12 protein-coding genes are annotated in these 14,572 nt (G+C 71.7%); 11 read left to right on the plus strand and 1 reads right to left on the minus strand.

What is annotated here, in order from left to right:
- Nucleotides 1-39 precede the first annotated feature (39 nt).
- The 9 genes from ACZ6MZ_RS02295 to ACZ6MZ_RS02335 all read left to right on the plus strand — a co-directional run bounded on the left by ACZ6MZ_RS02295 (nt 40) and on the right by ACZ6MZ_RS02335 (nt 9,561).
- A complete protein-coding gene (locus ACZ6MZ_RS02295; protein ID WP_469349285.1) occupies nt 40-2,550 on the plus strand; it encodes a Tox-REase-5 domain-containing protein in 2,511 nt (836 codons plus the stop codon).
- Nucleotides 2,551-2,666: 116 nt separating this feature from the next.
- Nucleotides 2,667-3,419 (plus strand): hypothetical protein, encoded by a 753-nt coding sequence (locus ACZ6MZ_RS02300; RefSeq protein ID WP_389782167.1) that lies wholly within the window; start codon nt 2,667-2,669, stop codon nt 3,417-3,419.
- Nucleotides 3,416-3,937, plus strand: coding sequence for a hypothetical protein (locus ACZ6MZ_RS02305; RefSeq protein WP_469349288.1), 522 nt, complete (start codon nt 3,416-3,418; stop codon nt 3,935-3,937). Before ACZ6MZ_RS02300 ends, ACZ6MZ_RS02305 begins: the two co-directional genes overlap by 4 nt.
- 169 nt (nt 3,938-4,106) lie before the next feature.
- Nucleotides 4,107-5,021: a DMT family transporter gene (locus ACZ6MZ_RS02310; protein ID WP_469349289.1), complete on the plus strand. Its 915-nt coding sequence runs from the start codon at nt 4,107-4,109 to the stop codon at nt 5,019-5,021.
- Between the two features lie 110 nt (nt 5,022-5,131).
- Nucleotides 5,132-6,433 (plus strand): MFS transporter, encoded by a 1,302-nt coding sequence (locus ACZ6MZ_RS02315; protein WP_469349290.1) that lies wholly within the window; start codon nt 5,132-5,134, stop codon nt 6,431-6,433.
- 96 nt (nt 6,434-6,529) lie between these two features.
- Nucleotides 6,530-7,297 (plus strand): response regulator transcription factor, encoded by a 768-nt coding sequence (locus tag ACZ6MZ_RS02320; protein ID WP_469349633.1) that lies wholly within the window; start codon nt 6,530-6,532, stop codon nt 7,295-7,297.
- Nucleotides 7,294-8,814: a sensor histidine kinase gene (locus tag ACZ6MZ_RS02325; protein WP_469349291.1), complete on the plus strand. Its 1,521-nt coding sequence runs from the start codon at nt 7,294-7,296 to the stop codon at nt 8,812-8,814. The genes ACZ6MZ_RS02320 and ACZ6MZ_RS02325 overlap by 4 nt, the downstream gene beginning before the upstream one ends.
- Nucleotides 8,815-8,926: 112 nt before the next feature.
- A complete protein-coding gene (locus ACZ6MZ_RS02330) occupies nt 8,927-9,325 on the plus strand; it encodes a hypothetical protein (protein WP_469349292.1) in 399 nt (132 codons plus the stop codon).
- Nucleotides 9,322-9,561, plus strand: coding sequence for a hypothetical protein (locus ACZ6MZ_RS02335; protein WP_469349293.1), 240 nt, complete (start codon nt 9,322-9,324; stop codon nt 9,559-9,561). Before ACZ6MZ_RS02330 ends, ACZ6MZ_RS02335 begins: the two co-directional genes overlap by 4 nt.
- A 318-nt stretch (nt 9,562-9,879) precedes the next feature.
- On the opposite strand, the gene ACZ6MZ_RS02340 is transcribed toward ACZ6MZ_RS02335, so the two are convergent.
- Nucleotides 9,880-10,899, minus strand: a complete 1,020-nt coding sequence (locus ACZ6MZ_RS02340; protein WP_469349294.1) for a C40 family peptidase — start codon at nt 10,897-10,899, stop codon at nt 9,880-9,882.
- A gap of 497 nt (nt 10,900-11,396) precedes the next feature.
- Here ACZ6MZ_RS02340 and ACZ6MZ_RS02345 point away from each other — a divergent pair, with 497 nt between their 5' ends.
- Nucleotides 11,397-13,472, plus strand: a complete 2,076-nt coding sequence (locus ACZ6MZ_RS02345; protein ID WP_469349296.1) for a hypothetical protein — start codon at nt 11,397-11,399, stop codon at nt 13,470-13,472.
- 362 nt (nt 13,473-13,834) lie between these two features.
- Nucleotides 13,835-14,569, plus strand: coding sequence for a dienelactone hydrolase family protein (locus tag ACZ6MZ_RS02350; RefSeq protein ID WP_469349297.1), 735 nt, complete (start codon nt 13,835-13,837; stop codon nt 14,567-14,569).
- Nucleotides 14,570-14,572: the final 3 nt, after the last annotated feature.

A 14,572-nucleotide genomic window follows, 5' to 3' on the forward strand; every position in this document is an offset into this window, starting at 1 on the left:
TTTCACTTTGCTTACCGGCAAGGCTGGTTGGGGGACCACATGTCAGCGTTCGGTGGGATATCCGCTTACGGGGGCGCCGTTCCGGCGCGGGGTGGCGGGCGGCGGCCGTTGCCGCGTCCGCTCGCCGTGGCGCGGGTATTGCTGCATGTCCTGTTCGGGGTCACGGTGGTGGGCGGGCTCGGCCTGTTCGGCTCCGCGCTCGCCGCGGGTGCGATGGGTGGCCGGCTCCTCGGCCTCGCGCTGTACGCCGCCGCGCCCGGAGTCGTGGCCTGGCTGCTCGCGCGCCGCGTATGGACCGGGGGCACGGGCGTCTGGTGGAGCCTGATCGCCGTACAGGTATGGCTGATCCTCGGTGGTCTGTCCAACATCGGTGACGGGTCCGGGCACGGCTTCACCCAGCTGTTCCTGCCGGTGCTGATCCTGCTGTTCCTCACCCGGGCCGCGAGCCGCGAGTGGTTCCGGCTGCCGCGCGGCGAGCGGGAGGAGAAGCCCGCCTTCTCCCTTCCTCACATGATCACCTGGCGGCGCGACCGGGGACAGACGGCCGTCGAGTACGTGGGGATGATCACGATCGTCGCGGCGATCATCGTGGCGCTGGTCGCGGGCGGCATCGGCGGTCGTATCGGGGACGGCATCCGCTCCGCGATCTGCTCCGCCACGGGGACGGCCTGCCCGTCGCCCGGTGACGACAGCGGAACGGTCGAGGCGGGCGGGGAGCAGGACCCGGGCGGGGCGGACGCGGGTGGCGCGGACGCGGGCGGTACGGACGCGGGCTCCAGCGGCACGGGCGGCACGGACGGATCCGGCGGTACGGACGGCGACACCACCGGGGGGACCGACGGCGGTACCGCCAGCATCGGCGGCGCTACCGGCAGCGGCGGTACGAACGGACCCGGCGACACCGCGGATACGGGCGATTCCACCGGCACCGGCACCGGCGACGCGACCGGGGCGGGCGGCTCCGTCGGCGGACCCGGTGACCCCACCAACGGTGACCCCACCACCGGTGGTTCCACCGGCGGGAGCGACACCTACCCCGAGACCGGCGTCGAGCCCGAGGCCGAGTACGACGACACCCCCTCGGCGACCGAGGAAGAGTCCGGCGAGTCCGGCGGCGGTGACGGCGGGACCGAGGGCGGCGGCGGGGGAGAGAAGGCCGACAAGGAGGACTGCGGCGGCTGGGGCTTTGTCGGCTGTGCCTGGGACCGCGGCACCCAGGTCGTCAAGGGCGTCTTCGTCGACGGCATCTGGGGTGATGTCACCGGGATCGTCGACCTCGTCAAGCCCGAGACCTGGTCCGGCATGGCCGACTACGGCGGCCAGCTCGGGGACCAGTGGATGGAGGACTCCAAGGGCGCCGTCGACAAGTTCAAGGACGGCGACTACCTTGGCGCCCTCGGCGACTGGGGCGGCGCCTCGGTCAACACCGTGGTGAAGGTCGGCGACGACGTGTTCGTCGGCGACGAGGTGCGCGAACGCTGGGACAACGGGGAGAAGACCCGCGCCGCCACCGACGTCGTCTGGAACATCGGATCCCTCTTCATCCCCGGCTACGACGTCGCGAAGGTCGTCGGCAAGGTCGGCAAACTCGGCAAGCTGGGCAAGATCGCCGAAGAGGTGGCCGAAGCCGCGGCGGACGCGGGCGACGCCGCGCGCCGGGCCCGTAAGGCCGCGGAAGCCGGCGACGTCGACGGCGCCAGGAAGGCGGCGAAGGAGGCCGACGAGGCGGCGGACAAGGCCGAGGATCAGGCCCGTAAGACCGGCTGCGCCATCGCCTCGGGACCGGTCCCGCGCCATGGGTTCACCGGCGTCGGCGGATCCGGGACCGGGGTGCTCGCCGGAGGATCCCCCGGCCGGGTGATCCTCGCCGAGGACGGCTGCGACACGGAGGCCGCGGCCAAGGCGAAGGAGGCCCGCGAGCAGGAACGGGCCGCCCATCTGGAGCAGAAGCGGGCCGAGGAGCCCGATCGCGCGGCCAAGGCCGAGCTGGAGAAGAAGAAGTGGCCCACGCCCGAGCACGGCGATACCTCCGACCCGCGCAACTACAACGCCCCCGACTGGGCCGACGACCTGAACTCCCCGGATCTCGGCTCCGCCGACAAGGGCGACGGCTTCTGGGCCGGCCGCGACCGTAACCCCAAGCCCAACTGGAAGAACGAGTCCTGGCTCCGCTATCAGGAGCAGGTCACCGGCACCGTGCGCGGCAAGGAGTACGTCGTCCCGCACCCGAAGGAGGGCAAGCCGGCCGTGGAGTACGACGGCTGGGACTCGAACCGGCAGACGTTCCTGGAAGCCAAGAACGGCTACGAGAGCTACCTCTCCAAGACGGAAAAGGGCGCGCTCACCGACTCCGGGAAGCAGAAGTTCATCGACGAGGCGACGCGGCAGGTCGAGGCGTCCGGCGGCCGTGCCATCGAATGGCACTTCTCCAACCCGGAGGTGGCCAAGGCCGCCCGCAAGGCGTTCCGCGAGAAGGAGCTGCCGATCAAGGTGGTCGAAACCCCGCAGAAGCCGGCCGGCGGTTCCAGGAAGCCCGAGGCGTTCGACTAGAGCGCGCGACTCGGGCTTGTCCGCCGGACACACCTGGGCCCGGTAGTGGCTGGACAGCCCTTAGGGTGACAGCGGGCCGGGCCGTACCGGAGGACGAGAGGCTACGGAGGCAGGACATGCGACGTGTGGTGCGGGGCTTCTGGGGCCCCCGGCAGGAGTCGGTCGAGACGCTGGCCGGACGCTGGAAGCTGACTCTGGACCAGCTCGCCGAGCTTCTCCCGGCGGCCGGCTCCGGTGCGGGTTCCGGTTCCGGCTCCCGGGCCGGGGCCGGGGCGGGCGAGGCCTGGACGTGGCGGAACGTACCCGCGCCCGGGCCCGCCGCCGATCTGCGGACGGACGAGGCGTCGCTCCTCGCCGCCCTCCGCGCCGCGCAGGCGGCCGACGACTGGTCGGACCGTACCGGCTGCGGACTGCGGCTCGTCGCCGCGGGCGCGCCTGGCTGGAAGATCGAGGTCAGCGGCCGGGCGGGCGGCACCCCGGAGATCCTGCTCCAGTCGATGGTGATCGGCATCAGCTCGCCGGACGGAGCCGAGATCCCCGACGCCGAACTCCTCACCGTCCTCGCCGACGTGTGGGAGCCCGACTTCGGCGGCGTGACCGACGACGACGTGCTCGACGCCCTGGAGGACGACGCCGGGTTCGTCGTCGGCGAGCCGTCCGTCGGCTGGGTCGGCTATCTCTCCCCGGCGCGCGCCGCCCTGCTGCCCGACGGCATGACGGCCGCCCGCAAGGAGCTGCGCGGCGGCGGCGTACTCCTCGACATCGCGCGGCGCGGCGACGTCGACGGCGTGGTCCAGGCATATCTGCGGCTGCGGGAGGCCGGGGCGCTGCGGCCGTTGCCGCGCCCGATGGACCGGGCCACGCTGTGACCGCCAGGGCCGGGGAGACCTTCGAGACCGGCCGGGCCGTATCCGACATCGAGGCGCTGCTCGCCGGGCCCCTGCCGGCGACCGGGCCGACGGTCGGCGAGGGCGAGCCGGACACGGGCGAGTGGACCGCGACCAGCGGCGAGGGCTTCCGGATCATCCCGCTCTGGGAGAACGACGGCCTTGTAGGGGTGTACGGGCCCGAGTGGGAGGCGGCGGAGGAAGCCGCCGACGGCCATCTCGCCGCTCTCGTCAAGGAATTGGACCGCCGGTGGGGTGCCCACCGGCGGGTGTCCATGCGGGTGCCGCTCTTCCGGAAACTGGCGGGCGAGTCCATGCCGCCGCTGTTCCAGGCGCTGTGCGACGAGGACTGCTACGGCGATCTGGCGGTGTGGGGCCCGGTGGCCGGCGGCGGCCGGTGGGTCGCGGTCTCCGTCAACCAGAGCGAGGGCGACGCCCCGATGATCCTGACCGCCGTCGCCGGCGACCGGCCGATCACCGAACTGGACGATCAGTCATGAGCCTGTAGCACCCGAAGTCTGTAGCACCCGATCAATCCTGTAGCTGTGGTTAAAGGTATGTGCAGCACTTTTCGCTTGTCCTGTCAGTTCGTTGCCCGGCACTGTTCATACCGGACGGCGAAGAGGGAGGCGCGGAGTGATCGGTGGCGGACGCGGGTCTCTGATACGCATGGGCGTCCTCGCCCTGCTGTGGGGATCGACCTTTCTGTGGATCAAACTGGCCCTCAACCACGGCCTGTCACCGCTGCACATCACCGTCGTCCGCTGCGCGCTGGGCGCGGGTGTACTGCTGGCCCTGAGTTACGCCGCGCGTAAGCGCCTCCCGCGCGACCGTACGACCTGGCTCCAGCTCGTCGTGGCCGCTTTCTTCTGCAACGCCCTGCCGTTCTTCCTGTTCAGCGTCGGCCAGCGGACCGTCGACTCCGGAGTGGCCGGCGCCCTGAACGCCACAACTCCCCTGTGGTCGCTTGTAATCGGCGTCGCGATCGGCACGGAACGCGGGCTTCGTCCGGTCCGGGCGGCCGGACTCCTGCTCGGATTCGCGGGTACGTTGCTGATCTTCGCGCCGTGGCAGCGGACCGTACTGCTGGGCTGGGGTGCCCTCGCGCTCCTCGGGGCGGCGGTGAGCTACGCCGTGGCCTTCGCCTATATGGGACGTACGCTCACGGGGAAGAGCACGGCCCCTCTCGCACTCTCCGCGGCCCAGCTCGTCACCGCGACGGGGTTGAGCGCGCTGGCCCTGCCCGCCGGCGGCCCGGTGCTGGTACCTCTCACCGTGACGGCGGTGGCCGCCGTTGCCGTCCTGGGGATCTTCTGCACCGGATTCACCTTCTACCTCAACTACCGGCTCATCGCGGACGAAGGGCCGACCAACGCCGCCACCGTCGGATACCTGCTGCCGGTGGTCTCGGTGGCGCTGGGCGCGCTCGTGCTCGGCGAGAAGGTCGGCCTCCGTGTTGTCGCGGGGATGGTTGTGGTGCTGGTCGGTGTGGGGATGACGCAGTGGCGGAAGCGGACACCGACGCCGTTGGCTGCCGAGGGCCCGGCACCGGCCGCCCTGGCACCCCGACTGACGGAGCCGTAGCCATGCCGTAGCCACACCCACACTCACTGCCGTAGCCACGCCCACCGCCGCAGCCATGCTCACCGCCGCACAACGTCGGCGCTTCGGATCAACCACCGGATGAACGGACCATGCAGCCCGACTCCCCTTGGCGGATACCCGACTTCCGCATCCTGTTCACCGCGTCGGCCCTCAGTCAGCTCGGCACCAACGTCAGTTACGTCGCGGTGCCGCTCATCGCCGTATCCGCACTCGACGCGAGTCCCGGCCAGGTCGGTGCTCTCGCCACCCTGAGCACGGTGGCCTTTCTGCTCATCGGGCTGCCCGCAGGGGCGTGGGTGGACCGGATGCGCCATCGGCGGGTCCTGATCCTCGCGGACCTGACGCGGGCACTGCTCTTCGCCACCGTCCCGGTGGCCTGGTGGCTGGACGGCCTCACGCTCGGGCAGTTGTACGCGGTCGTCCTGCTGAACGGCTGCGCCACCGTGTTCTCCGATGTCGGCGCGCAGAGCGTGCTGCCCCAACTGGTCGCGCGCGACAGCCTCGTCCAGGCCAACGCCGATGTGAATACGCTCATGGCCGCGGGCAATGTCGCCGGGCGCGGCGCGGGCGGCGGGCTCGTCGCGCTGCTCACGGCGCCGGTGGCCGTGCTCTTCACCGCCCTGACCTTTCTGGGCTCGGCCCTCAGGCTCACCGGCATGCGCGCCACCCCGGCGCCGCCCGCGCCGCCCCCCGGCCGGGCCACCCGGATGGGGGCGCGGATCGCGGAAGGGGTGCGGCATGTCCTCGGCAACACCGAACTGAGGGCGCTCGCGCTCACCGCGGCCCTCGGGAATTTCGGCTCCCAGATCATCAACACCATGCTCCCGGTCGTGTTCGTCCGCGAACTCGGCTTCTCCGGGGGCGCGTTGGGGCTGTTCTGGGCGGTCGGCGGCGCGGGCCTGCTGCTCGGAGCGCGCTGCGCCCGGCCCGTGGCCGTGCGTCTGGGCTATGGGCGCACCCTCGGTCTGGCCGGCCTGTGCCTGGCGCCCGCCGGGCTGCTCGTGCCGCTCGTCGACCGGGGCCCCTGGCTCGTCCTGGCCGGGGCCGGCTGGCTGGTGGCCATGTTCAAGGTGGGCATGGACAACGTGCTCGGCGTCAGCCTGCGGCAGCGGATGACGGCGCACTCCCTCCTGGGCCGTATGAACGCCACCTTCCGTTTCCTGCTCACCGGAGCGCTCGCCATCGGCGCGGCGGTGTCCGGGGTGATCGGTGAGCTGACGACCGTCCACACCGCGCTCTGGGTGGGCGGTGCCTTCCTGTCGACCGCCTTCCTGCCGGTCTTCCTCTCCCCGGTCCGTACGCGGCGCGAACTGCCGGAGCAGCGGACTCAGGAGACGCCGGCTTCTCCGGCTTCTCCGGCTTCTCCGGCGGCTCCGGCGGGGACGCCGTAGGAACGGCAGGTCCGCCGCGCGCGGACGTCCCGTACCATCGCGGCCGTGCACCGGCCTGTCCACGGCGGTGCCGGCGGCGGGGAGGCGGAGGCGCGGATGGACGGTGCGGGCGGGCGGGCGCTGGTGGTCGACGACGACGCGGCCATCCGGCGTTCGCTGGAGCGCGGGCTGCGGCTCAACGGCTTCTCCGTGGCCCTGGCCGACGGCGGCCTGGCGGCTCTCGCCTCGGTACGTGACCGGTCGCCGGACGTGGTGGTGCTGGACATCTCCATGCCGGATCTGAGCGGCATCGAGGTCTGCCGGGCGCTGCGGGCGGACGGGAACGACGTGCCCGTCCTGATGCTCTCGGCCCTGGACGAGGTGTCGGACCGGGTCGCCGGGCTGCAGGCCGGCGGCGACGACTATCTCGTCAAACCCTTCGCCCTGCAGGAACTGGTCCTGCGGCTGCACGCCCTGCTGCGCCGCCGCCCGCCCGCCGCCACCGACCGGGTGCGGGTCGGCGGCCTGGTGATCAGTCCGGCGGCCCGCGAGGCCCGGCTCGACGGCGAGGCGCTGACGCTCACCCGGCGTGAGTTCGAGCTGCTGGAGGTGCTGGCGCGCAACGCGGGGATCGTCCTCAGCCGCGATCAGCTGCTGGACCGGGTGTGGGGGTACGACTTCGAGGTACGCACCGACGCGGTGGACACCTTCGTCAGCTATCTGCGGCGCAAGCTGGAGGCGCGAGGGCGGCCCAGGATTCTGCACACCGTACGCGGAATCGGCTTCGTCCTCCGGGACGGCGAGGACGCGGATGGCGGGGACGCCGGCCGTCGGGACGGCGGAGGCTTCGGCCGCCGGGGCCACCGGGACAGGGGCGCGTCGTGAGGCTCTCCACCCGGATCGCCCTCGCGGTGGGCGCGACCGTCCCGGTGCTGGTGCTCGCCTCGGGCGGGCTCCTGCTCCGGCTGGTGGAGAACGACCTGCACCGGGAACAGGACACCCATCTGCGGGAGCGCGCCACAGCGGTGGCCCAGGACGCCAAGGCGCTGCTGCGGGCGACCGGGGCCGACCGGCCGGAGGCCGTCGAACAGGCCCGTGAACGGCGGCTGTTCACCTCCGCGCTGGACGTGGGCATCCGGCTGACCGGCCCCGGCGGTACGTTCACCGGCGGGCCTCAGCCCGATCCGTCGGCGCCGCTGCCGGCCGTCGCGGACGTACCCGTCACCGTGCGCGCCGACGGGGCGAGCTGGCGGGTGCTCTCCGTACCGGTGTCGGTCAAACGGCCGGCCGGTGACGCCACCCTGTGGCTGTTCTATCCGGACAGCGCGAGCCAGGCTCAGCTCAAGCTCGTCCGCAGGCGGGTGGTGGGCGTGGCGCTCTTCGGCGCCCCGCTCGCCGGAGCCGTCGCCTGGGCGGCGGCGGCCGGCGCCGCGCGGCCGCTCCGGCGACTCCAGCGCCGTACCAGCGGCCTCGACCCCCGGACGAGCACCGCCCGCCTGGACCACGCGCCGACCGGGATCGCCGAGATCGACGACCTGACCGGCACGCTGCAGACCGTGCTCGCCCGGTACGACCAGCAGGCGGCCCGTACCGCGGAGGCGCTGGAGACCGCCCGCTCCTTCTCGGCGGCCGCCTCGCACGAGCTGCGTACTCCGCTGATGAGTATGCGGACCAATCTGGACATCCTCACCGAACACCCCACCCTGGCGGGCACCGACCGGGCGGAGGTGCTGGCGGACCTGCGGCACGAGCACGGCAGGCTGCTGGGACTGCTGGTCATGCTCAGGGCCCTGGCCCAGGGTGACCTGGTCGAGGCGGACGCGTTCGGACCCGTCGAGCTCGCGGAGGTGGTGGACGCGTCGGTCGCCGACCTGCGCCGCAGGCACCCCGGCGCGGCGGTGGTGGTCCGGGGCGTCCCGGGCCTGCGGGTGTACGGATGGGGACACGGGCTGCGTCTGGTGGTGGACAACCTCCTGAGCAACGCGTGGGCGCACGGCCGGTCCACCTCCGAGGGTGAACCGGTCCGCGTCGAAGTGACGTTGCGCGCCGACCGGTCGCCGGGTGGCGGGCCGGTCGCGGTGCTCACCGTGGACGACCGGGGGCCGGGTGTCCCGCCCGCCCAGCGGCAGGCCGTCTTCCAGCGGTTCCATCGACGTCAGGACAGCCCCGGGTCGGGCCTCGGCCTCACCCTCGTCGCCCAGCAGATCGCCCTGCACCGCGGCGCTCTGGCCGTACGGGACCGCCCCGACGGACACCACGGCGCGCGCTTCGAGATACGCCTGCCGGTGGCAGGGGGTACGGGGGCCGACAGCACCGGGGCCGACGCCACGCTGCCGCTGCTGCGCAGGGACTGGCTGGCCGGGGCGGGGAAGCCACAAGAATTCCACAAAGACGGCTCCTAGGTTTCTCACCGACAGGCACCGACAGGCACCGACGGGCCCGACAGGCACCAACAGGCACCGAGGCGCTGACAGGTACCGACAGGCATCGCGCCGCATCGGAAGGAAACACGCCATGCACCGTACGAAGACCGTCGTTGTGGCACTCGCCGCCGCAGCCGCCCTGCTCACGGCATCGGGGATCGCCGCCGCGGACGGCTCCACACCGGCGCCGAGCGCGAGCGCGCCGGGGGACGGCGCCCAGGCGCTGTGCAAGCGGGTTCCGAAGATCGACAAGCGGATCGACCGCGCACTGAAGCGGCTGAACGGCACGAACAAGACGCGCGGCTCCGTCGCCCGCCTCGAACAGCGGGTCGCCGCGGCCAGGACCGCCGGCCACGACACGATCGAGACCTACCTCACCAACAAGCTCACCTTCCGCAAGACCCTCGCCCCCACGCTCGAGCAGCGCAAGACGGACCTGGCCGAGGTCAAGAAGTGGTGCGCGGCTCACGACAACGGAGCCTCGGCGTGACCCGCGGAACCCGCGCCCTGGCCCTGCTCGCCGTGTCGGTGATCTGCGCCGCGTCGGTCACCGGCTGCGCCGGTTCCGACAAGACGGCCGGCACCGCCGAATCACCCCCGGCCACCCCGCCCGCGGCTACGGCCCCAGCCTCGTCGTCCGCCGAGATCAACCGGCTCACCGGGCTCGCGGACGCAGCCGAGTCCGCGGCGAACGAGGCGGACTCCGACGCCGCGGCGGACGACTGACCCACGGGTCTTCGACCCAAGAGCCCCGGGCCGTCGGCGGTTTCTAGGGGCCCTTGCGCGTGGGGCGGGGCTAGGCCCTGCCCCGTCGCAGAGCTGGAAGGCGGATCGGTCCGCATGGAAACGCTCGGTTGGGCTACCGCGACGGTCGCCGTGATCGGTGGCGACGTCGGCGCAGGTGCGGGGGGTGAGGAGATAGCCCTCGGCCGGGCCGTCGACGGCCCGGCAGCCGATGCCCTTGTCAGGGACGCGGTGGGAGGGAGCGCGGGGCGCTGGGCGTCCCGGGCAACGGCCGTGTCGAAGCCCATGCATGGGGTGGCCTCAGGAGGTGATGTGGCGATAGCCGGTGGTCCGGGACAACGGAGGCAGGGGCGCGACGGTGACGGTGGTGCCGGGCCGGGGGGCGTGGATGACCTTGCCGTGACCGATGTAGAGGGCGATGTGGCCGTCACCGTAGGACAGGACCAGGTCGCCCGGGACGAGCAAGGCGCGGGTGGTGGCCTTCCCCGCGTGCTTCTGGTTCCAGGTGGTGCGCGGGAGTTTCACTCCGGCTTTCGCCCAGGCCCGCATCACCAGTCCGGAGCAGTCGTAACCGCGCGGGCCGGCGCCGCCCCACACGTACGGCTTGCCTATCTGCGCTCTGGCGTAGCCGATGGCCTCGGCGGCCCCTGCGCGGCCCGGGACCTCTGCCGTCGGTGCGGGAGCGGTCCGCTTCGGAGCAGCCGACGGGCCGGTCGTCCCGTGCTCGGAGCCGGAGCCGGAGCCGGAGCCGGTGCGGGCTTTGGGCGCGTGGCTTTCCGCGCCGTCGGCCAGGCGCAAGGTGTCGCCCGCGTAGATGAGGGTGGAGTCACCCAGGCTGTTGAGGCGTTGCAGGGCGGGCACCGTGGTGCCGTACATCTCGGAGAGGCCGTACAGGGTGTCGCCGGGGACCAGCCGAACTGTCTTCGGCCGGACGGCGCGGCTGTCCTTCCCCTCGGACGGGGCGATACGGCCGCCCCTGTCCTGCGCCCGGGCACTGGCGTCGCGCTGCTGCGAGTTCGGGCGTGCGGCCTCGCCCTCGCCCTTGCTCTTGGCCGGTGCGGGGACCGTGGGCCCGTATGACGGTTCGAGAACGACCGGCCCGGACGGGGAGGAGGCAGGGCCGGCCGCGGCCGGGCCGTGGACGGCCAGCACCGCGCCCGCCAGGGTGGCCAACACGCCCAGCACGGCCAAGGCGCAGGTGCCGAGTGCCGCCCGGCCCAGAGCCCCCCGCCTCCGGCTGGTCGGCCGCTCGCGGTGAAGTCCGCGCGGCGCGGACCGGGTTCCGGTACGGCTCCCGATGACCCGCAGGTGCTTTCTCATTGCATCCCCCTCTACGACCCCTCCGATGCGGGGCACGAGAACGAGACTCTTGCGGCCTGGAGATGTCCGGCAACGCCTTCGCCGTCCGGGACAGTCCGGATGCGTCCTAGCAGCTCAGAGCACCCGCAGACACGCTCCGGCACCGCTGTTCCCCGGACGCGGGACGGGGGCCGGCGGAGTCGAAGACGCCCGACCGGGCTCGACCGCACGGCCCGGCTGGAAGTACGGCCGGCTCTCACCGTTCGTGCCCTGGCGAAAGCCCTCTCGCGGGAAATCGGCTTGCGGGTGCTTCTGCTGGTGAGCCCGTCCGAACAGGGCGTTTGGCCTGTTCGGACAGTCCCGGACTGTCCCGGCCGCCGGAATCCGTTGCCCGCAGGAGCGACAGCCCACGAGGCTTCTGTCACCGCCCCGTGCCGGCCGCCGACGCTCTGATGCGCCGGTATCCCCGCCGATGCCCGGGCTGCGGAACACACCCAGCAGACGTCAGGAGAATCATCGTGAACGTTGCCTGGCACGAACCCAGTTCCCCCCAGCACGGCGACACCGCCTCGTCGGCGGGACGCGTATCCAGCCGCTGGCCCACGCTTCTGCGGATGGCGCTCGTGGCACTGTTCGCGGCAGTCGGCTTCATCCTGGCCGGGCCTCTCACGGAAGCCTCGGCCGCGCCACCGCCGCCGAGCCCCACGGCGGGCGCTTCCGACGAGGGCCCCGCCCGCCCCGGCATCGTGAGCAGGGCGCAGTGGAGGCTTCTTGAGAGCCTGGCCGCCGAGACGCTCGATCCTCATGACCCGCAGTACAAGACGAAGACCGCCGCACAGGTCGTCGTCAAACGGCTCATCAAGCTGGCGGGAAAGGGCGGCAGCGTCTCATGGGGGACGGTGCCGGATTTCGTCGAGGACGCCATGGAGATACACCGGCGTTCGCAGCAGACCCTCGACGGAATGAAGAAGCAGGTCGCCAAAGCCGGGGACAAGATCAGTGCGCTGAAGCGGGAGCAGGGCGACGCCGTGACACCGGCCGAGCGGACGCGCGCCGAGGAGAAGCTGAAGACGGCACGGCGGGAGTACCAACAGGTGGCCGGCGAGCTCCGGAAACTCAAGGAGAGCCGACCGGCCGACACCAGAACTCAGATCAAGCGGCTTGACGCCGATATTGACAAGCTCCAGAACAAGATCCGCGATCTCGAACAGAAGGCGGAGAAGCACCCTCTGCCCGGCGGCCGCCAGCAGGTACTGGACCAGATCCCCACGCTTCGCGACGAGCTCGAACAGGCCCGGGCCGAGCGGGACGAGCTCAGGGGAGGGCCGGACAACGGCAGCGACGGCACTGGCGGAACACGTCCGGCGAAGTCCGGCCCGAAGAACCCGCCGGCCGGCCCCGGGACCGGCGCTGCCAAGCCCCTCCCGGCCGGACCGGTGACCAGCGGCACCAAGACCTCCACCACGGGACCGGCGCCTGTCAGGCCCGGCTTGACCGGACCTGTTGAGCCCGGGGCGAAGCTGCCGCGTGGCGGCGGCCAGGCTACCGCCTGGGCGGCCGTTGGAGAACTGCTCAGCCAGGCATACGCGGACGCGGAACAGACGAACCGCGAGCGCGAACACCAGGAGCTGCTGCAGGAGGCACTCCAGGACCCTGACCTGCGGGCGCGCATCCTCAACGAAAACCGCACGTACACCGACAACAGCCCGTTTGAGGACCTCGTGCGTCCCTTCACCGGACCGGAGTTCACACCCGGCACCCTGCGCGATATCGGCCCGACCCTGACCGAGCTGCAGAAGACACTCGATACCACCGAGGCAAAGGCGGCTGAGTCGAACGCGGACCCGCTGTACCAGCAGGCTCGTACGGAGTGTGGTGGCTACGACACCTGCGTCACTGAACGTGTGGACAAGCTCCGGGACGTGAACGCCAAGGCGGTTGCCGCGTCGACGAAGAAGGCGGCTGAGTCGAACGCGGACCCGCTGTACCAGCAGGCTCGTACGGAGTGTGGTGGCTACGACACCTGCGTCACTGAACGTGTGGACAAGCTCCGGGACGTGAACGCCAAGGCGGTTGCCGCGTCGACGAAGAAGGCGGCTGAGTCGAACGCGGACCCGCTGTACCAGCAGGCCCGTACGGAGTGTGGTGGCTACGACACCTGCGTCACCGAACGCGTGGACAAGCTCCGCGACCAGGCCGCCGCGGAGAAGGAGAAGGCCGCGAAGAAGAAGGAAACCACCACCAAGACGCGCACCACGCGAGAGGAGCAGCCCCGGAACCAGGACTCGCAGAAGGCCGGCCCGGTCCGATCGACCAAGACCGCGGACGCGAAGAAGAAGGGGACAGCGGAAACTCCCGGCGCCCAGAGGGAATCTGCCAAGGAGAAGAACTCCAAGGCGGTTGCCGAGTCGACGAAGAAGGCGGCTCAGTCGAATGCGGACCCGCTCTACCAGCAGGCCCGTACGGAGTGTGGTGGCTACGACACCTGTGTCACCGAACGCGTGAAGAAGCTCCGCGACCAGGCCGCCGCGGAGAAGGAGAAGACCGTGAAGAAGGAAACCACCACCAAGACGCGCACCACACAAGCCCGCTAAGGGTTGTCCCAACCGGCCCCACCCGCCACGGCACCGCCACCGCCAGCAGTTGGGATCGCACATCCGCCCGGCTGCCGCCCAACCCACCAGTGCACCGAAACCCGGCAAGCCTCATCATTCTCGCGAGAGCACTGTGGCCTGGGGGAGGGCTGGCATCGATCCTGTCCGTTGGGCTACGTTATGCCGCGATGACTACCGGGACGGCATCGCGCCACACACGGATTGATGACCCGGCGCTCCTCTGAGCGCCGTGCGGGTCGGTGCCGGCCCGCTGTTGGACCGAGGATCTGGCGCTGCTGCGCGGGCTCCGCCTCCTGTCGTGTTGATCACAGCTCGACACGTCAACCACGACAGGAGAACTCATGCCCACCAAGCTGTTGCAGATTCCCACCACGGACGGCCAGGCCGACGCCTTCGCCGCCTTCCCCGACCACGGCGAGCGGCACCCAGGTGTGCTGATGTACGCGGACGCCTTCGGTATCCGGCCCGTGCTGCGGGAGATGGCCCGCGAACTGGCCGGGCACGGGTACTACGTGCTCGTCCCCAACTTCTTCTACCGGCACGGCCCGGCACCGCTGATCGAACTTCCCGAGCACATCGGAGAAGAGGTCCGGTCCGCGGCCGTCGCCCGGCTGATGCCCTTGATCGAGGCGCACACCGCCGAACGTGTCCTGAGCGACGCCGACGCCTACCTCAGGTTCCTCACGACCCAGCCCGAGGTCGGCGCCGGACCGGTCGCGGTGACCGGCTACTGCATAGGCGGCCTCCTGGCGATGCGCACCGCCGCGGCCCACCCCGGCCAGGTGGCCGCCGTCGCCGGATTCCACGGCCCCGTGGGCGCCGACGGGCCCGACAGCCTGCACCGCCTCACCGGCGAGGTCCACTTCGGCCACGCCGAAACCGACATGACGCCCGAGGCCCTCGGCGAGCTCAACCAGGCCCTGGACGCCGCAGGGGTCGGCTACACCTCCGAGATCTACCCCGGCACCCTCCACGGCTTCACCATGTCCGACACCGACGCCTTCAACCCCGCCGCACTGCAGCGCCACTGGGACCGCCTGCTGCCCCTCCTCGACCGCACCCTGGCCACCACCTGAGGC

Source organism: Streptomyces sp. NPDC042201 (assembly GCF_055582185.1).

Excerpts from the sequence above, each read along its gene's own strand:
- ACZ6MZ_RS02300 (WP_389782167.1), top strand. The coding sequence starts at position 2,667 with ATGCGACGTGTGGTGCGGGGCTTCTGGGGCCCCCGGCAGGAGTCGGTC.
- ACZ6MZ_RS02320 (WP_469349633.1), top strand. The coding sequence starts at position 6,530 with ATGGACGGTGCGGGCGGGCGGGCGCTGGTGGTCGACGACGACGCGGCC.
- ACZ6MZ_RS02295 (WP_469349285.1), top strand. The coding sequence starts at position 40 with ATGTCAGCGTTCGGTGGGATATCCGCTTACGGGGGCGCCGTTCCGGCG.
- ACZ6MZ_RS02310 (WP_469349289.1), top strand. The coding sequence starts at position 4,107 with ATGGGCGTCCTCGCCCTGCTGTGGGGATCGACCTTTCTGTGGATCAAA.
- ACZ6MZ_RS02315 (WP_469349290.1), top strand. The coding sequence starts at position 5,132 with ATGCAGCCCGACTCCCCTTGGCGGATACCCGACTTCCGCATCCTGTTC.
- ACZ6MZ_RS02340 (WP_469349294.1), bottom strand. The coding sequence starts at position 10,899 with ATGAGAAAGCACCTGCGGGTCATCGGGAGCCGTACCGGAACCCGGTCC.
- ACZ6MZ_RS02350 (WP_469349297.1), top strand. The coding sequence starts at position 13,835 with ATGCCCACCAAGCTGTTGCAGATTCCCACCACGGACGGCCAGGCCGAC.
- ACZ6MZ_RS02330 (WP_469349292.1), top strand. The coding sequence starts at position 8,927 with ATGCACCGTACGAAGACCGTCGTTGTGGCACTCGCCGCCGCAGCCGCC.